Raw genomic sequence first — 20207 nt, forward strand, 5'->3', positions numbered from 1 at the left:
GAATGGGTGTCCGGATGTTGGTGGAATGGGTGTCCGGATGCCGTGGAATACGCAGTGGATTGCGCATTGTCGCGCAACATTCTCTAAAGTTAATAAAAAACTCCGCCACTTCTCCATAGTTTTTGCGCACGCACATTTCCTGTGGTGCCAATAATGTCACGTTCACAATTTTGCCGCGTGACTTTTTGGCTTCAACAAATTTCCCGATTGCGCCGCCCCTGGAAAATTTCTCAGAACTAAGTCTCTCCCTACTATTCTTATGCTTCAACCTATTTTGCCGCCGAAGCAAAATTGACCGATGTCTTTTCCTCTGCTTGCTCGATAGCTTTTTCATATCAGGGCACCAACAGACCTATCTTTCCTGCAATTCGAACAGAAATGGCACCACCTTAACGCTCACGCCCCCCTCACACATCCAGCCCCTCAACAAACCGCGCGTTCTCCTGAATGAACGCGAACCGGGTCTCGGCTTTCCGCCCCATCAGGCGTTCGACCAGCCCGGCCGTCTCGCGCGCCTCTTCCTGGTCCTCTTCCGTTTTCCTCCCGGGCACCTTCACCCGCAGCAGCACGCGGCCCTTGGGGTCCATGGTGGTCTCGCGCAGTTGCGCCGGTGGCATCTCGCCCAGGCCCTTGAAGCGGCTGACCTCGGTCTTGCCCCGTCCGGTCAGCACCTCGCGCGTCAGCCGCTCCCGGTCGGCGTCGTCGCGGGCGTAGACCACGGTGCCCCCCTGCGCCAGCCGGTACAGCGGCGGCTGGGCCAGGTACAGGTGCCCGCGCTCGATCAGCCCGGGCATCTCGCGGTAGAAGAAGGTCATCAGCAGCGACGCGATGTGGGCGCCGTCGACGTCGGCGTCGGTCATGATGACGACCTTGTCGTAGCGCAACTTCTCGACGTCGAAGCGCGCCCCCATGCCGCAGCCCAGGGCCTCGACCAGATCGGTCAGCTCCTGGTTGGCGCGCAGCTTGTCGGCGGACGCGGAGGCCACGTTGAGGATCTTGCCGCGCAGGGGCAGCACGGCCTGGGTTTCCCGCGCGCGCGCCTGCTTGGCCGAGCCGCCGGCCGAGTCGCCCTCGACGATGAACAGCTCGGTCCCCGCCGCGCCCGACCGCGAGCAGTCGGCCAGCTTGCCGGGCAGGCGCAGCCGGTTGGTGGCGGTCTTGCGGGCCGGGTCCTTGGCGGCCTTGCGGCGTTGGCGTTCCTCGGCGCGTTCCAGGGCAGCGGCCAGCAGCTTGCCGGCGCCGTCCGGGTCGGCCGACAGCCAGTGGTCCAGGTGGTCGCGCATGGCCTGCTCGACCAGCCGGGTGGCCTCGGCGCTGGCCAGCTTCTCCTTGGTCTGGCCCTGGAACTGCGGATCGCGCAGGAACAGCGACAGCAGCACGCAGGCGCCGCCGGTGACGTCGTCGGCGGTGAGCTGGCCGCCCTTTTTGTTCCCCGCCATCTCGGCATAGCCGCGAACGCCGCGCAGCAGCGCGTTGCGCAGGCCGGTTTCGTGCGTGCCGCCGTCCGGGGTCGGCACGGTGTTGCAGTAGGAGCCGAGGAACGGCTCGCCCTCCGCCGGCCAGGCGATGGCCCACTCGACGCGCCCCCGGTCCTCGGCCAGGTCGGCGCTGCCGGCGAAGAGGCCGGGGCCGATCACCGAGCGGCCCTTCAGGGTGGTTTCCAGGAAATCGCGCAGGCCGTTGGGGAAGTGCAGGTCCTCGCTGGCCGGGGTGGTCTCGCCCTCGCCGATCAGCGACTCGTCGCAGCGCCAGCGGATCTTCACGCCCCGGAACAGATAGGCCTTCGACCGCACCATGCGGTACAGCGCCGAGGGGCGGAAGCGGGCGCGCGGGCCGAAGATCTCCGGGTCGGGGCGGAAGCTGAGGGTGGTGCCGCGCCGGCGGCCGGGCAGCGAGCCTTTCTCCAGCGGGCCGGTGGGCACGCCGCGCACGTAGGCCTGGGTCCACAGGGCACCGTCGCGGGCGACCTCGACGCGCAGGTCGTCCGCCAGGGCGTTGACGGCGGAGACGCCGACGCCGTGCAGACCGCCCGAGACCTTGTACGCCCCGCCGCCGAACTTGCCGCCGGAATGCAGGGTGGTGAGGATCACCTCCAGCGCCGATTTGTCCGGGTGCTTCGGGTGCGGGTCCACCGGGATGCCGCGCCCGTTGTCGCGCACGGTCACGCGGTTGTCGGGGTCCAGCCGCACCTCGATGGTGGTGGCGTGGCCGGCCACCGCCTCGTCCATGCTGTTGTCCAGCACCTCGGCGACGAGGTGGTGCAACGCGCGTTCGTCGGTGCCGCCCACGTACATGCCGGGGCGCAGGCGCACGGGCTCCAGGCCCTCCAGCACGGCGATGTGGCGGGCGGTATAGTCGCCGTCTGTTGCCGGGGCGGAGCCGCTTTCGAAGAGATCATCCATGGGCCGGGAGTATAGAGGCGCGGGCGTCGCCGAACAAGGCGATCTGGTAGCCTGATGGCGGGCCGGCTACCCTATGTCGTGGTGTCGGGCCGGTGAGCGTCGTACACGCCTCGCCAGTCGAAGAACGGCGGCAACAAGTCGGGCGCCTGGAAATGCGCCGCCAGCGCCGGAATGGGGCAGAAGCCGGGGATCACCTCCAGCACCCGGTTGGTGGTGTTGCGCTCGGCGCCCTTGTGCGCCTTACGCTTCTCCTTGTGACCGACGTAGCGGGTGTTCTCGAAGCAGTCCCAGTGATCGCGCACCACCGACCCGTGGGTGAACAGGGTGTGGCTCATGTGCTGGGTGGTGCGCCAGCGCCGGTCCGCCCCCAGCACCACGTAACTGGGATAATGGTGGGTGTACAGCACGCGCTGTTCCTGTGGGTGCAGCATCATGGGGCCGCCGGTGGCGGCGTGGACCTGTCGGGAGAACCCGACCATGGAGGCGATGGCCTCCAGCGTGTGCAGGTAGTCGTCCTCGACGAAATATACTAGGCGGTCGGCCCCGGCGGCACGGCGGAACTGGGCGTGCAGCACCGGCCCGGCCAGGGTGTCCTCGGGCGTGCGCAGGGTCCAGGGGACGGTCAGGGCGCCCAGAACGGACTCGATGTGGGCGCGGGCGTCGGGGTCGGAGCGGTCGTCGTCCACCTCGACCGTGAGATCCGACAGGCCGGCGGTCGCGGCGGCGTGGTTGACGCTGGCCACCAGCGAGCCCAGGCAGGCCAGCACCGCCGTCTCCTGCGGCGCGTCGACGATGGGGTGGACGCGCGCGCGGCGCGCCCCGCGCAGGCAGGTGCGGACCATCACCGTCAGGGCATCGGGCGGCGCCGTCCCGTCGCCGGCGCGGTCGAACAGGGCCTGGGCGGCGGCCAGATTGCCGTCGGTGTCGATCCGCTCCAGGGCCTTGACCGGGCGCAGGTGGACCTGTCCGGACCGGACGATGCGGTAACCCTGGGGGCGGACCACCAAGCGGTCGAGGAGTCGCAGGAGTTCGTTCATGGGCAGAACACCATAGAAATACGGCTCGGTTAGCTCCAATATGGATCCGCCATGACGAAAGGGTCCAGCCACTGACTCGAGTTCACAGCTATAGATCGTTTTTTTCGTTTTGCAGTGCCACGAGTTGATTGCGTTTCGGGGAATTTTGGGTATGTCAATTATGAAAATAGAGTTCGGATATCTCCCGCGAAGGTTCAATATGAAATCTGGGCCTATATCAATAGAAACGTTACCGGATTTGAGTGAAAAAATTAGTTCCATAGAATCCGATGAAAGAGTGTATAATGGATGGCTTCACATTGGGTGTGGTTCGCGCGTTTTTGGGCTGCCAAAAACACACTACTTGTGCCACGAAGGATGTGATGATAGCGCGAAAATTGGTTTTTTGGTCTGGGGTTTGTCGTTCTTCACTGGGATGAGACTGACCACAACTGAAGCGGGCTTTCTGGATGCTACTCCCATTAAAATGCATTCATTGGTTGATTTCCACACAACCGACAGCACCCTCGGGACAGCCTTGGAGCTTTGTGAGACCTTTTGGAACAACAACAAACACATAGAAAAACACGTGAAATGGTGGGCTGCCGCCGTTCATGCCTTGTTTCTCAGTAAAAACCCAAAAAATCTACAGTTTGAGAGCTTTATTCTCCTTTATATTGCCCTTGATGCGTGCGCCGCTTTGACAGAGCCGCTTCGTGAACGAAAAAGACCAGTGCACAACAAAAGAATTGATTGGATGTGTTCTGAGTTTGGCATTCCGGTGCCGGAATGGGCATCCTTATTGAAAAGCGAGAATGAAAATGAAAGCGAAAGATCAACAATCTCCGTTCTCCGTAACGCACTCATTCATGAAGCGCTGTTTCTTGATGAACCTCTTGGATTTGCTTTGCACGGGATCGGCACCAATCAAAACATAACTCTTGAGATGCAGGGACTGGTTTGTCGTTTACTGGTAGCTTTGATTGGTGGGGGCAGTGCTGATTACATTCATACACCAGTAAGCACGCGGATGGCATATGGTCTCAGACTTGCATAAAAAACTCAATTGTACACATGGGTCTTTTTTGCTCACGCTTTAATATCCGGTGAATTTGCCATTTTTCGTTGCATAGCCTTGAGGCGAAACACAAGAGATATGTGGCGGCGATGAGATTTGACACTGCACGAGGCACCACATGACCGACCAGGACCGACCGCACGGCGTCGTTTCCATCCGCACTATCGCCATGCCGGCCGACACCAACCCGCACGGCGACATCTTCGGCGGCTGGGTCATGAGCCAGATGGACCTGGCCGGCGGCAGCCATGCCCGCGCCCTGTCGCAGGGGCGGGTGGCGACCATCGCCGTCGACGGCTTCACCTTTCACCGGCCCGTCGCCGTCGGCGGCGAGGTGACCTGCTACACGCGGCTTGTGAAGGTCGGACGCACCTCGCTGACCCTGAAGGTCGAAGCCTGGGCGCGCCGGGCCGAGGTCAACACTTGCGAGAAAGTGACCGAGGGCACCTTCGTGTTCGTCGCCCTGGACGGCGACGGCCGCCCCCGGCCGGTGCCCGACGGCGCCGCCGCGCGCGAGGCCGCGCTTCTGAACGGGCCGTGATCCCCAACCATGTTTCCCAGCCTTGATCCCCTGGAGCGCGCCGCGTACCAAGGCGGTCTCGCCGCGTCGACGTCCGCATGAGGGCCCATGCCCGATCCCGTCCTGATCGTCGTCCACCAGCCGCACTCGGATCCGGGACGGGTCGGCGCCATGCTGCGCGCGCGCGGCCACGCGCTGGATCGGCGCTGTCCGCTGCATGGCGACGCGCTGCCGGAGGACCTGTCGGGATACGCCGGCACGGTGGTCTTCGGCGGCCCGATGAGCGCCAACGACGACCACCTGCCGGGCCTGCGCGACGAACTGCGCCTGATCGACCGGGCGCTGGCGCGGGATCATCCGCTGCTGGGCATCTGTCTGGGCGGACAGATGATGGCCCGCGTGCTGGGCGGGCGGGTGGCTCGCCGGCCCGACGCGCGCGTCGAGATCGGCTACTATCCGATCCAGGGAACGGGCGAGGGCCGGCGGATGGGTCTGTTCGACGGCGAGATGGGCGTGTACCAGTGGCACCAGGAAGGCTTCGACCTGCCCGTGGGCGCCCGGCTGCTGGCGCGCGGTGGGGACTATCCGAACCAAGCCTTCGCGGTGGGGCGCAACGGCTATGGCCTCCAGTTCCACCCGGAGGTCACGCACGAGATGATGGAACGCTGGATGAGCAAGGCCGGGCACATGCTGACCTGGCCGGGCGCGCGCGACGCCGCCGCGCATCGGGCCGGCCGCGCGCGCCACGACGCCGCGCTCGGCCGCTGGCTGGGGCGGTTCCTGGATCGGTGGCTGACGCGGGACCGGTGACGATCCTGGTCGGTGACGGCCACGCCAAAAATAACGGGGGATGGAGGGACCACAATGATCGGAGCCGTTGCCGCCCTGGGGCGGCCGTTTGTCCACGCGCGGGTCGCCTTCGGGTTTGTCGCGCTGCTGCTGGCCGGTGTGGTCGCCCTGCAGGTCTGGCTGCAGACCGGCGGGCGCAACGACGACGCCGAGCTGCTGCTGTTCTCGCAGACGCTGGCGCTGGGCTATGACCCGCTCAACCCGCCGCTGGTGGTGTGGCTGCACTGGCTGATCGCCCAAGCACTTGGTCCGGCCTTGGGGGCGACGCTGCTGTCGACGCGCGTGCTGGTGGCCGTGCTGCTGTTCGCCGCCTATCCGCTGGCTTGGCGGGCGACGCGCCACCTGACACCCGACCGGGGCATGGCCACGCTGGCCGGCCTGTCGCTGGCCGGGCTGGTGGCCTGGAACTGGGCGCCGCACCTCAACCTGACCCACACCCTCGCCCTGACCACCGCCAGTTTCGCCCTGCTGTGGGCGGCGCTGCGGGTACTGCACCGACCAAGCTGGAGCGCATGGCTCCTGCTCGGCCTGATCGCCGGCCTGGGCCTGCTGACCAAGTACAGCTTCGTGCTGGTGCTGGGGGCGGTGGTCCTGGCGGCGCTGGTCGCGCCGACGACGCGGGCCGTGCTGGGCACCTGGAAGATGCTTGTGGCGGTGCTGGTGGCGGCCGTGGTGGCGGCGCCGCACTATGTGTGGCTGCTGCTGCACTGGCGCACGGCCCTGCCGCTGTTCGACCGCAAGCTGGACCTTGACCCCGCTCTGCCCGAGACCTGGGAGGCCGCCGTTCCGGGCCTGCTGGGCCTGGGGGAACACGCGCTGATGGTCCTGTTGCCGGCGGTGGCCGTGGCCCTGCTGCTGTTCCTGCCGGCGGCCGGGCGGGCGCTGGGCCGGCCGGAGCCGATCGCCCCGGTCACCCGCGCCAAGAAGCGGTTCGCCTGGCTGGTGCCGGTGCTGTTCCTGATCGAGCTTCTGATTCTGGTCGGTGTGTTCGGCATGACGCTGAAGCCGCACCACGTCTATCCGCTGATCCTGGTGGTGGTGCCGCTGTTCGCTTGGTTGGCGCGCGGCCGCCCGGGGCCGACCGCGCAGGGGCTGTTCGCTTTGGTGACGGTGCTGCTGGCGCTGGCGGTGCCGGTGTTCCTGGCCCGCTTCATCGTCGTCGACACGGCCCAAACCTGCGAGGGCAAGTGCAACATCGTCCTGCCGTACGAGACCTATGCGGCCGACCTGAAGGATGCCGGGTTTGAGGGCGGAACGGTGGTGCTGCTGGGGCGGGTCCATTTCATGCCGCTGGAGAACCTGCGCAGCCACCTGCCGCCGGCCCGTTTCGTGCGCCCTGCCGATTCGCAGAAGGCCGGATTCGCGCCCCCGGCGAACGCGACGGCGGGGGACTGCCTCGTTCTTTGGCCGGCCGACAGGATGCCGGACATGGTGGACCTGTTGCGCGCGGACGGTGTTCCGGGCCAAGAGGCGACCCTGCCCGAGGACGCGGTGGTTGGGCAGAGCTCCGATGCCCTGGCCCATTCCGACCGCCCGGCGCCGACGCTGGGGTACGCCCTGGTGAAGGGCGGGGTCGGTCTCTGTCGATAGGGCGCGGTGCCCTGCGGACGAAACCGGATCCGGAACGGTTTCGTCCGCACGTCGGTTCGGGCATTTCCTTCTTTTGGCGTGCGAATCCCACCGCTATACTGTGCGGCCCGCGCCGGGCTGTCCGGTGCCGTCCTCCCTCGTGACAACGACCCGGCCATGCAGCTGACCATCGAGCGTTCCGCCCTGCTCAAGTCCCTGGGGCACATCCAAAGCGTTGTCGAGCGCCGCACCACCATCCCCATCCTGTCCAACGTCAGGCTGGACGCGCACGACGGCGCGCTGGGCCTGAACGCCACCGACATGGACCTGGAGATCGCGGAATCGGTCGGCGGCGAGGTGGCCCAGGCGGGCGCCTCGACAGCCCCGGCGCACACGCTTTACGACATCGTCCGCAAGCTGCCCGATGGCGCCCAGGTCGAACTGACCCTGAACGGCGAGGCCGACCGGCTCGTCCTGCGCTCGGGCCGCTCGCGCTTCAACCTCGCCTGCCTGCCGGTCGAGGACTTCCCGGTCATGAGCGCGGGCAGCTACAGCCATGCCTTCTCGCTGTCGGCGGCCGACCTGCGCGGCATGATCGACCGCACGCGCTTCGCCATCTCGACCGAGGAAACGCGCTATTACCTGAACGGCATCCACCTGCACGCCACCACCAGCGACGGCGTGCCCGTGCTGCGCGCCGTGGCCACCGACGGCCACCGGCTGGCGCGGGTCGAGGTGCCCCTGCCCGAGGGCGCGGCCGGAATGCCGGGCATCATCGTGCCGCGCAAGGCCGTCGCGGAGCTGCGCAAGCTGATCGACGAGACCGGCATGGACGTCGCCGTCTCGCTGTCCGAGACCAAGATCCGCTTCGCCTTCGACGACAGCGTGCTGGTCTCAAAGCTGATCGACGGCACCTTTCCCGACTATGAACGCGTCATCCCGATCAACAACGACAAGGTCGTCGAGGTGGACTGCGCCACCCTGGCCAAGGCCGTCGACCGCGTCTCCGCCATCTCGACCGAAAAGTCGCGGGCGGTGAAGATGACGGTCGAGAAGGGGCAGATCACGCTGTCGGCCAGCAGCCCCGACGCAGGCAGCGCGGTCGAGGAGATCGAGGCCAGCTACGACGGACCGCCCATCGAGATCGGCTTCAACAGCCGCTATCTGCTGGACATCCTGAGCCAGATCGAGGGCGACGCGGTGCGCCTGATCATGGCCGACGCCTCGGCGCCGACCATCCTGCGCGATGTCGCCGACGGCTCGGCGGTCTACGTCCTCATGCCCATGAGGGTGTGACGGGGCGGATGTGATGGCCGAGGCCGGATCGGGGCCGCCCGGCGCCCCCGGGGCCGCCACTCTTCCCGCCGTCACCCGTCTGACCCTGACGGACTTTCGCGGCTACCGGCGCCTGCGGCTGGAGGTCGAGCCGGCCGCCGTGGTGCTGACCGGCCCCAACGGCGCCGGCAAGACCAACGTGCTGGAGGCACTGTCGCTGCTCACCCCGGGCCGGGGCCTGCGCGCGGCGCGCCTGGGCGAGATCACGCGGCACGGCGCCGACTCCGGCGCCTGGGCGGTGGCCGCCACCGTGCGGACGGCCGAGGGCGCGGTCTCGCTGGGCACCGGCCTGGAGCCGAACAGCCCCACCGACCGCCGGGTGGTGCGCGTCGACGGCGAGACCATGCGCGGCCAGACGGTGCTGGGGGCGCATCTGGCGGCATTGTGGCTGGTGCCGGCCATGGACGGCCTGTTCCGCGACGGCGCGGGCGAGCGCCGCCGCTTTCTCGATCGGCTGGTGCAGGCGCTGGATCCGGACCACGCCGGCCGCTGCGCCGCGCACGCCCATGCCCTGCGCGAAAGGGGCCGGTTGCTGCGCGAGGGCCGCGCCGACCCCGCGTGGCTGGACGCGCTGGAGGACACCCTGGCCCGCCACGGTGTGGCCATCGCGGCGGCGCGGCGCGATCTGGTGGCGCGCCTGTCGATGGCCCTGGCCGAGGCCGAGGGGCCGTTCCCCGGCGCCGTCCTGGGGCTGGAGGGCTTGGCTGAGCAGGCGCTGGACTCGCAGCCGGCACTGACGGTCGAGGACCGCTTGCGCGAGGCCATGGCGGCGTCTCGCGCCGCCGATGCCGAGGCCGGCGGCACGACGCTGGGGCCGCACCGCACCGACCTGCTGGTGCGCCACGCCCGCCTCGACCGCCCGGCGGCCCAGTGCTCGACGGGTGAGCAGAAGGCCGTGCTCATCGCCCTGGTGCTGGCGCAGGCGCGGGTGGTGGCGGCGGCGCGCGGCGGGCCGCCGCTGCTGCTGCTGGACGAGGTGGTGGCCCATCTCGACGCCGAGCGGCGCGCCGCCCTGGCCGACGCGCTGGCGCGGCTGCGGGCGCAGGCCTGGCTGACCGGCACCGACGCCGCGCTGTTCGGCGATTTCGCCGATCAGGCGCAATTTGTCGGCCTGCGGGACGGCAATCTGGTAGACTGACGTGTTCTCTTCGCTCAAACAGGATCCAGCATGGCGCAGCACGCTTACGACGCCGAATCCATCAAGGTTCTCAAAGGTCTGGACGCGGTCCGCAAGCGCCCGGGCATGTACATCGGCGACACCGACGACGGCTCCGGCCTGCATCACATGGTCTACGAGGTGGTGGACAACGCCATCGACGAGGCGCTGGCCGGGCACTGCGACCGCACCGACGTGATCCTCAACGCCGACGGTTCGGTGACGGTGCGCGACAACGGGCGCGGCGTCCCGGTGGACCTGCACAAGGGCGAGGGTGTGTCGGCCGCCGAAGTCATCATGACGCAGCTGCACGCGGGCGGAAAATTCAACCAGGACAGCTACAAGGTCTCCGGCGGCCTGCACGGGGTCGGCGTCTCGGTGGTCAACGCGCTGTCGGAGTGGCTCGACCTGCGCATCTGGCGCGACGGCCACGCCCACCATATGCGCTTCCGCGACGGCAAGGCGGAGGCGCCGCTGGCCGTGGTGGGGGATTGCGGCGACCGCACCGGCACCGAGATCACCTTCAAGGCCTCGCCCGCCGTCTTTTCCAACACGACCTACGAGTTCAAGACGCTGGAACACCGCCTGCGCGAGTTGGCCTTTCTGAACTCCGGCGTCTACCTGAAACTGACCGACGCGCGGTCGGCCGAGCCAGTGACGGTGGACCTGCATTACGAGGGCGGCATCGAGGCCTTCGTGCGCTACCTCGACCAGTCGAAGACCGCGCTGCACACGCCGCCGATCGCCATTCACGGTGAGCGCGACGGCATCATCGTCGAACTGGCGATGGAGTGGACCGACAGCTACCACGAGACGGTGCTGTGCTTCACCAACAACATCCCGCAGCGCGACGGCGGCACCCATCTGGCCGGATTCCGGGGGGCGCTGACCCGCACGCTGAACCAGTACGCCCAGGACTCCGGCCTGCTGAAGAAGGAGAAGGTCACCCCCACCGGTGACGACATGCGCGAGGGGCTGACCTGTGTCCTGTCGGTCAAGGTGCCGGACCCCAAGTTCTCCAGCCAGACCAAGGACAAGCTCGTCTCCTCCGAGGTGCGCCCGGTGGTCGAGCAGGTGGCCGCCGACAAGCTCGGCCAGTGGCTGGAGGAACACCCGGCCGAGGCCCGCAAGATCGTCGGCAAGATTGTCGAGGCGGCGGCGGCGCGTGAGGCGGCGCGGCGCGCCCGCGAACTGACCCGGCGCAAGGGCGCGCTCGACATCTCCAGCCTGCCCGGCAAGCTGGCCGACTGCCAGAACCGCGACCCGTCGCAGTCGGAACTGTTCATCGTCGAGGGCGATTCCGCCGGTGGCTCGGCCAAGCAGGGGCGAGACCGGGGCTTCCAGGCCATCCTGCCGCTGAAGGGCAAGATCCTGAACGTTGAGCGGGCGCGCTTCGACAAGATGCTGTCGTCGCAGGAGATCGGCACGCTGATCGCGGCCCTGGGCACGGGCATCGGCCGCGATGACTTCGATATCGCGAAAATCCGCTATCACAAGATCATCATCATGACGGACGCCGATGTGGACGGCAGCCACATCCGCACTCTTTTGCTCACGTTCTTCTTCCGCCAGATGCCGGAGATCATTGAGAAGGGCTATCTGTACATCGCCCAGCCGCCGCTGTTCCGCGCCAAGCGCGGCAATTCCGAGGTCTACCTCAAGGACGAGCGCGCCATGGAGCGCCACTTGATCGACAGCGGCCTGAGCGACCTGCGCCTGACCCTGGCCGACGGGGCGTCGATCGTGGGGGAGGACCTGCGGGCGCTGGCCGAACAGGCGCGGCAACTCAAGCACACGCTGGAGGGCCTCAGCCGCCGCGTGCCGGTCTGGATCGTGGAGCAGTTGGCCATCGCCGGGATGTTCGATCCGGAGGTGCTCGCCGACCCCGCCGCCGCCCAGCGCCGGGCGGGGGAGGTGGCCACGCGGATGAACCGGCAGGACGCCCTGAGTGAGGCCGGGTGGGCCGGCGAGGCGCTGGGCGCGGACGGCGGGTTGCAGTTCTCGCGCACCGTGCGCGGCGTGACCGAACGCTATCCGGTCGACCCCACCACCTTGCACAGCGCCGAGGCGCTGTACCTGCACGGCCGCGCCGAGGACCTGCGCGCCGTCTACGAGCAGCCGGTGACGCTGACCACGGCGGACGGAGACCGGACCATCCACGGCCCGGTGGGCCTGGCCGACGCGGTCATGGCCGCCGGCCGCAAGGGCATCAGCCTGTCGCGCTACAAGGGCCTGGGGGAGATGAACCCGGACCAGTTGTGGGAAACCACGCTGGACCCCAACGCGCGCTCGCTGTTGCAGGTGAAGGTGAGCCAGGTGGACGACGCCGAGGCCATCTTCTCGCGCCTGATGGGCGACCTGGTCGAGCCGCGCCGCGACTTCATCCAGGAAAACGCGCTCAACGTGGTCAACCTGGATATTTGAGGGACGCAGGGGCTCGGAAAAGAGTCGGCTTGCCGGACGGGGCGGCAAACACCATCCGACAACCTCCCTGTCACGGGCCGGCCTTGGGGGCGTCCGACACAGGCATCCGGATGCGCACCAGGGCGCCGCCTTCGGGGCCATTGCCGGCCCGCAGGTCCCAGCCGACACTCCGGCACAGGCGGCCGACCGAGGCCAGGCCGTGGCGCAGAAGCGGCCCCCCCTGCGGCGGCACGGTTTCGAATCCGACGCCGTTGTCCGTCACGCTGAGATCATAGGCCTTGCCTTCAATGCGGCCCCGGACCATGAGCTGCTTGCTCGTGTCTTCGGTGGCACCGCCGCCGGGCGGCCAGGCATGACGCAGGGCATTGCGGATCAGGTTCCCCAGCACCCGCAGGCACACCAGGCCGTTGTAGGGCACGACGCCGGCGTCGTCGTCGAGGCTCACCTCCAACGCCACGTCGGGCCGGCCGGCCAACAGGGTGGCGACCACGCCCCGGATATGGCTGTTGGCGACGGCAATCGGGGTCTGGCGCGCCGCGTGTTGTTCTTCCTCCTCAAGCAGGGTCGCGGCGACGTCCTTGAAGATCGCACAGGCCCCGTCCAGCGCCGGATCGTCCGGGTATTTCAGGGCCAGCAATTCCAGATAGCCCAGGACCGGCGTCATCAGGGTCTTCATGTCATGGACGTATTCCTGGCGTTTCTTTTCGTCCTCTTCGCACAGGCGGTCGCGAATCTCCTCGATGTCGATCAGGTGGGCCAGGAAGCCGTCGCCGGGCAGCGGCACGACCCGCCCATACAGAGTCGTGGCGGCCTCGGGGTGGCCGGACCGCGTGCAGGTCTCCTGGAAGGTCACCGGACCGCCGGACAGCGCCGCCTCGATGATCGGCCGGTGGTTCTCGTAGGCGGGTTCTCCCAGCACGTCGCGGACGCGCTGGTTGACCAGATCCTCGCGCGGCACGTTGAGCCACGAGGCAAGCGCTTGATTGACGAACTGGCAGCGCTCACCCTCGGAGACGTGGGCCACCATGCCGGCCACGGCGTCGAGAAGCCGCATGTAATAGTATTCAACATTCGAGCGTGCAGGGCACATGTGGCCTCCGATTGGCAAGGCAAATGCCCCAGAACTCCGACCATGAATAATTCTAGGTTGCGGAGTCTGCCCCCCACACAACTGAATCACTAAGCCACGATCCGCCGATGGCCGTCAAACCAAAACTGATCAATCCTACAGCAAAGCGGCGTGTTTGATCGGCCGGCACAAGACATGCGTGGGGTCGAACGTCCGGTCCTGCTTTGCCCTCCGCGAGGCGACGCTGGCTGGCGGTGGCGCGGCGCCGGCCGTGTGGGGTCCGGGCGTTTTGCCGTCGCGGGGTGGGTCCGGCCTACAGGCTGCCGTAAACGGAGATCGCGGCCAGGACGATATAGGCAATGTATATATGCCGAACGATATTGCTGTGAATGGTCATGTCAGCCTCCAGCGTTCTGCTGAATGTCTGTCTTCACAGTAGCACTCTCGGACTGCCTTTTGAATGGGAGGAACAGTCAAGGACTCCGACCCGAACGGCACTGTGACAATTGACACACGCACGGAAATCAATTGTGTAAAACTTGAGCCGAAACGAGTCGCACACGAACTGGCGAATGCCATCTAAGCGGTTTATAGCGGCCGCGCACCCGGTTAGCGCGCGCTGACCCCGTCCCGGGGCGAGGCGGGCGGGCGGGCCGCGCTCCCACCCGCGCCCCGATCCACCGCGACTCCGCGTCCGCCCCCGGACGGCGCCCGTGGGGGGTTGAACCGGCGCCCCGAACCGGGTTGAGTGGGCGGACGCTGGGTCCGTCGCGGTCCCCCCCCGCCCCCCGTTTCCCGCCCTCCAACACAGAGCCGCCCCATGCCCCGTGCCGAGTTCACCGTCGAGGAGCATGTCGCCGGCGTGCGTTCCGGCGACCGCGCCGCCCTGGGCCGCGCCATCACCCTGGTCGAGAGCCGCGCCCGGCGCCATCAGGACCTCGCCCAGGCCATGCTGCTGGAGCTGTTGCCGCTCACCGGCAAGGCCCACCGGGTCGGCATCACTGGCGTGCCCGGCGTGGGCAAGTCCACCTTCATCGAATCGCTGGGGCGGATGCTCACGGCCAAGGGGCACAAGGTGGCCGTGCTGGCGGTCGACCCGTCCTCCACCCGTTCGGGCGGGTCGATCCTGGGCGACAAGACGCGCATGGAGGCGCTGGCCACCGACCCCAACGCCTTCATCCGGCCGTCGCCCTCGGGCGGGCGCCTGGGCGGCGTCAACCGGGCCACGCGCGAGACCATGGTCGTGTGCGAGGCCGCCGGCTTCGACGTGATCCTGGTGGAGACCGTCGGCGCCGGCCAGAACGAGACCGTGGTCGCCGACATGGTCGACGTGTTCCTGGTGCTGATGCTGGCCGGCGCGGGTGACGAGCTTCAGGGCATCAAGAAGGGCGTGCTGGAACTGGCCGACGTGATCGCCGTCAACAAGGCGGACAGCCTGGGCGCGCAGGCGACCCACCAGGCCGTGCACCAGTACAAGAACGCCGTGCACATCCTGCAGCCGCCCAGTCCGAACTGGTCGGTGCCCGTGCTGACCTGCTCCGGTCTGTCGGGCAAGGGGCTCGATGCGTTGTGGGAGAAAGTCGAGGAGCACTGGCGCACGCTGTCGGCCACCGGCGAGATCGCCGAGAAGCGTCGGCGTCAACGTGTCAACTGGATGTGGTCGATGGTCGAGGACCGCGTGCTCGACGCGGTCAGATCACACCCAGAGGTCCGCGCGCGCCTGCCAGAGTTGTTGAAGGGAATCGATGACGGATCCTTGACCGTTACACTGGCGGCGACGGAGATCCTGGAGCGGTTCGGCGTGTCGGCGGATTAGAACGAAATACGAACATATAGGACGTTCGTCGAGGATCAGGGGCCTCGCGGCGTCAGCGTTCACGCTTTGGCCTCGGTCATTCGGTGGAGGGGGCTCTTGTGCAGCGCACCAAAGGGGCGTGCACCTCCATCGAATGGTCTAACTCTTTTGGGTAGTGCCGAGGAGTTTGGTGCGCAATTTAAAATCGATATGAACAAAAACACATCAAGAGTATACCTGCATCCGTCTTCCCTTTACTTTTGGACGATTGGCGGGTTTCGCCGCAGGCTGTGCCCTTCACTTGTAAAGGCCGGCACAATGGGGGTGCCGGCTTATCCACTTGGGTCCGGTTGGCGCGGCCGGTGGTGGATCCAGCGACCGGACGTCCCCCACGGCAAGGGGGGCCCGGAAACAGGGGGTAAGCCTTTGCAGGTGATCGCCCACCTGGTCAGCGACTCGGGACCACCTCACAGCACCACCCCGCTCCTCCTACCAACCCTCTCACGTGTCCTTGCCGTGAGGGGTGGGAGGAGGAACGGGGTGGGCCGTCCGTCAACCTCGAAGCGTTTAGCCCACGGTATCCCAGCCGTCACCAATCGACGCCACCAGGGTATCCGGCGTTTCAAGCCGGACGTCGCGGATCAGCGTTTCGGCAGCACCCGAGGCGTCCTGATCATGGATGAAGGTGAGGTAGCCGCCGCCGGTGAAGTCGGCGCCCACGTCGATGCTCACCGTGGTCCACTCACTGCCCGCCGTGCCGTCGAGGGTGTAGTCAAGCATATCCCAGTTCACCCGGCCCTGCGTGCCGCCGACGACATAGGCAACATCGTTGCCGTTGTTGGCCGTCGCGTCGGCATCCAGGCCGATGGCCAGGATTTCGGGCACCGCGCCGGTCTTGACGTCGAAGGTCAACACCGTATCGGCCGTGATCTCCGTGTCGAGCGCCATCATCTTCCAGGTGTTGCCCTGGAACTGCAGCGTCGCGCCGTCATCCTGCACGCTGACCGTCCCCGAGCCGTCCTGCGAGCCGGCGTAGGACTTGAACGCGCTCGCCTCGAACGCCATCGCCGTGGTCGTGGTCGTGTCCGTGGTGGAAGACGGGGCAACGACCGTCTCCGTGGCGGAGGGCTGGACGAGCGTCACATCACGGATGAACGTTTCCGCGGCACCCGAGGCGTCCTGATCGTGGATGAAGGTGAGGTAGCCGCCGCCGGTGAAGTCGGCGCCCACGTCGATGCTCACCGTGGTCCACTCACTGCCCGCCGTGCCGTCGAGGGTGTAGTCAAGCATATCCCAGTTCACCCGGCCCTGCGTGCCGCCGACGACATAGGCAACATCGTTGCCGTTGTTGGTCGTCGTATCGGCATCCAGGCCGATGGCCAGGATCTCGGGCATCGCGGACGTCTTGACGTCGAAGGTCAAGACCGTGTCGGCCGTGATTTCGGTGTCGAGCGCCATCACTTTCCAGGTGTTGCCCTGGAACTGCAGCGTCGCGCCGCCATCCTGCACGCTGACCGAACCGGAGCCGTCCTGCGTGCCGCCATAGGAGTGGAACGCACTCGCCTCGAACGCCATCGCCGCAGGCTGGGCTCCATCCTGATCCGTCGGCGAGCCAAGGTCGCCAACACCCACGCTGTCCTTGAACGCCGCGTCCATTTCCTGCGCCAGACTGGCTGATGCCGGTTGAGCGTTCCAGTTGAAGTGAGCGATCTGTGCCTCAACAGTGTTGACCCACCCCGACCCAAAACTCGGCGAGTTGCCGTCCGGCCTTGTCGGGTTTTCGACGGCACCCTCAGCCGCGACGTTCCCGTCAACATAGATGGTCGCAGTCCCAACAACGCTGTCATAAGACAGAGTGATGTGGTGCCACTCGGTGTCGTAAATTTGCGGTGTATCGGAGGTTACTTTCACCTCATCGCCGGCGGCGTCTCTGATCCAGAATACGACCCGTCCAGAGTCGTCCAGAGAGATGCTGTACGATCCCCAACTGCCGAACAGATAACCACCAGGGGACTGCGCGTCATCGAGCCGCAAGCCGATGTCGATCGTGAACGTCTCCAACTCGTACAGATGTGAGACGGTGTGTCTGAGGTGGCCGGGTGGCGGCGTGACAGACAACGACACACCATCACGAAGCGCAAGCACGTCCACACCGTCCACTTCCTGGATTGCCGCAGGGTCGCTGACAGTGAAGCCGACGCCGTACGGCGACACATCCGTCGCCACGCCGCCATCCATGTCGAGCGCCAACAGCGTCGGCGTGTCCATATCGGCGCCATCCTGATCGGTACTGGCACCATCCTGATCCGTGACGGATCCGTCCTGAACCGGCGGAGAGCCAAGGTCGCCAACACCCACGCTGTCCTTGAACGCCGCGTCCATTTCCTGCGCCAGACTGGCTGATGCCGGTTGAGCGTTCCAGTTGAAGTGAGCGATCTGTGCCTCAACAGTGTTGACCCACCCCGACCCAAAACTCGGCGAGTTGCCGTCCGGCCTTGTCGGGTTTTCGACGGCACCCTCAGCCGCGACGTTCCCGTCAACATAGATGGTCGCAGTCCCAACAACGCTGTCATAAGACAGAGTGATGTGGTGCCACTCGGTGTCGTAAATTTGCGGTGTATCGGAGGTTACTTTCACCTCATCGCCGGCGGCGTCTCTGATCCAGAATACGACCCGTCCAGAGTCGTCCAGAGAGATGCTGTACGATCCCCAACTGCCGAACAGATAACCACCAGGGGACTGCGCGTCATCGAGCCGCAAGCCGATGTCGATCGTGAACGTCTCCAACTCGTACAGATGTGAGACGGTGTGTCTGAGGTGGCCGGGTGGCGGCGTGACAGACAACGACACACCATCACGAAGCGCAAGCACGTCCACACCGTCCACTTCCTGGATTGCCGCAGGGTCGCTGACAGTGAAGCCGACGCCGTACGGCGACACATCCGTCGCCACGCCGCCATCCATGTCGAGCGCCAACAGCGCGCTTGGACGGACCTCAAGGTCGATGCTCTTTGTGTTGACCTCTCCTTCCGGACCTTCGGCAAACAGCTGCACTTCGTAGGAGCCGGCCGTCAGACCACTCAGTTGAAGGGTCGATCCCTGGTCCACCATCACGACCTGGCCGTTTTCGTCGATCACCTGCCACCCGAAGTTATATTCGGTGTCCGACAACAGGCCGTGCTCGTCTCGACTCCAGTCCGAGGTCAGTTCGATCACCTCATGTTCGAACAACCTGCCGACACCCCCGTCAATGTTCAGGACCACATCGTCAGGCGTCGGCTCATAAACGGACAGGACCGAGCCACGGCCTTCGGCAATACTACCCGGCCGGATTTGGAGGTCTTGCAGCGTCGTGTGGCCCCCGGCAAAGGGGTTCAAAAAAATATCAGCCTCATGCGATTCATCGAAGTCCGTGACATTATCGTGAACCACAATGTTAGGGCCAGCTGCATCGGAAATGTTTATCGCATCTACAATATTATTACTCACTTCCACCTGATTCGCGACCCTGTTAACATTAATGCTAGGCGCCCACGAAGCACCGCTGCTGTCAACAAGCGTGTTGTTCTTAACAAGCGTGTTGTTTTTAATCACCAACCCTTCAACATCGCCTACCGTTATACCGTTAATGTGACTATTGTGGATCACATTGTTTTCAATTGTGAAGTTCCGGTACAGCATTTCCGGACCGGCACCCTGGCTATCGACAGCTTCATTCCGAATAAAAATGCTTTGCGTATCGACGCCACTCCCATTGTTCATGAAGTTGTTGCGGATGATGACATTCTCGGTCGGGGTTCTAGCACCAGCCGTCCAAAACTGCATCATGTCTTTGTGTTCGATCGACTCTATCGGAGCAAAAGAGTCGTGGAGATGATTGTCTTCAATCACCGCATTTGTGACTTCCACGAACACCATGAAATCATGCCGCATTTGGCTGATTTCGTTGTTGACATAGTGTACATTGTCGATAGTTGCGGTAGTAATCCCGGACTGATAGTGCTGAATAGTGTTGGAGTCCATCGTAATGTGGCTTGAGTCACGGAACTTCACCGCATGGCCGGCAGGATACCCGTGATAGACCGAACCTGGATCGTCGACAGTCCCACCGCGGAAATCGCAGTCCTTTACAGTAATGTGGGAAGAACCATGCGTGACAGACAAGTTGCCCTCGTGGTCCGACGATGCCCTGAAGTTTAGGCCCTCAAGCGTCAGGTTCTCCACCCCAACCAAGTTCATGTTTTCGAAAACAGCCGGATCATCCATGTCGGCTGAACGAATTGTGATCATACCAGGGAACTTCGCCCAGGCATAGTGGTACTTTGCATTCAGGTCAAACCTACCATAATTACCTGCCGCAAGCTCGACAACATCGCCAGCCGATGCGTTCTGAAGAGCATTGAACAGTTCCGTCGCATTCGACGCATAAAACGTATGCATTGCTTTCTGCTCCTGTGCATCACGGGCGAGCACTCGATGCGTCTGCCCAACGTGTTTGTGATGCTCATGAGTATATATGCCGGCACCAGAAAAGCTGTATCCGGCATCACAAATACCTGTGCCTACGCCCGGCATGTAACAGTCAGCTTTTTTCTCGGTTCTATGAAAAAACAGTTCAAAATTGTTTGTTTCCAGTGTCGGGCGCGATGTTCCGTAACCTGTTTTCTGGTCGCGCTCATTCGTACCATTTTTATTAAACATGGTTGCTTCTCCCCACACCGGTCGACCAAAGCCATCCCCCGGGACGGGTGAGATCACCCCGTACCCGGTGCCAACAGGACCCAACTCACGGCCGGGCGGAGGAACGTAGGCGGAAACAACGGCTGACAAAAAAACTAAAAAGGCACAGACGAAAATCCCGAATGCTTTCGCTTTCATTTCTTTCCTCCTGCAACGCTAACGCTGGTATTTTCCGACATCTCATGGGAAACGCCGGCGTGCCTTGGGGCGCCGCTCGCGGGACCCCGGACACGACGCGCGCTTCGATGGCGTTG

13 protein-coding genes are annotated in these 20207 nt (G+C 65.1%); 8 read left to right on the forward strand and 5 right to left on the reverse strand.

Going from position 1 to position 20207, the window contains the following annotated elements; all coding sequences use genetic code 11:
• The 3 genes from Q0309_RS01800 to Q0309_RS01810 all read right to left on the reverse strand — a co-directional run.
• Nucleotides 1-334 (reverse strand): hypothetical protein (locus Q0309_RS01800; protein ID WP_299436831.1); only part of this gene is annotated, 334 nt, incomplete at its 3' end.
• Nucleotides 335-407: 73 nt separating this feature from the next.
• Nucleotides 408-2402, reverse strand: a complete 1995-nt coding sequence (gene parE, locus Q0309_RS01805; RefSeq protein ID WP_299436832.1) for a DNA topoisomerase IV subunit B — start codon at nucleotides 2400-2402, stop codon at nucleotides 408-410.
• Between the two features lie 71 nt (nucleotides 2403-2473).
• On the reverse strand, nucleotides 2474-3439 hold the full coding sequence (locus Q0309_RS01810) for a hypothetical protein (protein ID WP_299436833.1): 966 nt from the start codon (nucleotides 3437-3439) through the stop codon (nucleotides 2474-2476).
• A 151-nt stretch (nucleotides 3440-3590) separates the two neighbouring features.
• On the opposite strand from Q0309_RS01810, the gene Q0309_RS01815 reads away from it, so the two are divergent.
• From Q0309_RS01815 to gyrB, 7 genes are all read left to right on the forward strand, one after another.
• The gene (locus tag Q0309_RS01815) at nucleotides 3591-4475 is read left to right on the forward strand and encodes a hypothetical protein (RefSeq protein WP_299436835.1); all 885 of its coding nucleotides are present in this window, start codon (nucleotides 3591-3593) and stop codon (nucleotides 4473-4475) included.
• Nucleotides 4476-4614: 139 nt separating this feature from the next.
• Nucleotides 4615-5037, forward strand: coding sequence for an acyl-CoA thioesterase (locus tag Q0309_RS01820; RefSeq protein WP_299436837.1), 423 nt, complete (start codon nucleotides 4615-4617; stop codon nucleotides 5035-5037).
• A gap of 87 nt (nucleotides 5038-5124) precedes the next feature.
• The gene (locus Q0309_RS01825) at nucleotides 5125-5826 is read left to right on the forward strand and encodes a gamma-glutamyl-gamma-aminobutyrate hydrolase family protein (protein WP_299436839.1); all 702 of its coding nucleotides are present in this window, start codon (nucleotides 5125-5127) and stop codon (nucleotides 5824-5826) included.
• Nucleotides 5827-5880: 54 nt separating this feature from the next.
• Complete coding sequence (locus Q0309_RS01830) at nucleotides 5881-7455, forward strand: glycosyltransferase family 39 protein (protein WP_299436841.1); 1575 nt, start codon at nucleotides 5881-5883, stop codon at nucleotides 7453-7455.
• A 156-nt stretch (nucleotides 7456-7611) separates the two neighbouring features.
• A complete protein-coding gene (gene dnaN, locus Q0309_RS01835) occupies nucleotides 7612-8730 on the forward strand; it encodes a DNA polymerase III subunit beta (RefSeq protein ID WP_299436843.1) in 1119 nt (372 codons plus the stop codon).
• A gap of 13 nt (nucleotides 8731-8743) precedes the next feature.
• Nucleotides 8744-9907 (forward strand): DNA replication/repair protein RecF, encoded by a 1164-nt coding sequence (gene recF, locus Q0309_RS01840; RefSeq protein WP_299436845.1) that lies wholly within the window; start codon nucleotides 8744-8746, stop codon nucleotides 9905-9907.
• Nucleotides 9908-9937: 30 nt separating this feature from the next.
• Complete coding sequence (gene gyrB, locus Q0309_RS01845) at nucleotides 9938-12349, forward strand: DNA topoisomerase (ATP-hydrolyzing) subunit B (RefSeq protein ID WP_299436847.1); 2412 nt, start codon at nucleotides 9938-9940, stop codon at nucleotides 12347-12349.
• Nucleotides 12350-12419: 70 nt separating this feature from the next.
• Here gyrB and Q0309_RS01850 read toward each other — a convergent pair whose 3' ends face one another.
• Nucleotides 12420-13439 carry a PAS domain-containing sensor histidine kinase gene (locus Q0309_RS01850; protein ID WP_299436849.1) on the reverse strand — a complete coding sequence of 340 codons (1020 nt, stop codon included), beginning with the start codon at nucleotides 13437-13439 and terminating at the stop codon, nucleotides 12420-12422.
• Nucleotides 13440-14238: 799 nt separating this feature from the next.
• Between Q0309_RS01850 and meaB the strand changes: the two genes are divergently transcribed.
• A complete protein-coding gene (meaB, locus tag Q0309_RS01855; RefSeq protein WP_299436851.1) occupies nucleotides 14239-15234 on the forward strand; it encodes a methylmalonyl Co-A mutase-associated GTPase MeaB in 996 nt (331 codons plus the stop codon).
• Between the two features lie 546 nt (nucleotides 15235-15780).
• Here meaB and Q0309_RS01860 read toward each other — a convergent pair.
• Nucleotides 15781-20091 (reverse strand): LamG-like jellyroll fold domain-containing protein, encoded by a 4311-nt coding sequence (locus Q0309_RS01860; protein ID WP_299436853.1) that lies wholly within the window; start codon nucleotides 20089-20091, stop codon nucleotides 15781-15783.
• Nucleotides 20092-20207 lie beyond the last annotated feature (116 nt).

Origin of the sequence: uncultured Rhodospira sp., assembly GCF_937138205.1 — a bacterium.
Lineage (GTDB): Bacteria > Pseudomonadota > Alphaproteobacteria > Rhodospirillales > Rhodospirillaceae > Rhodospira.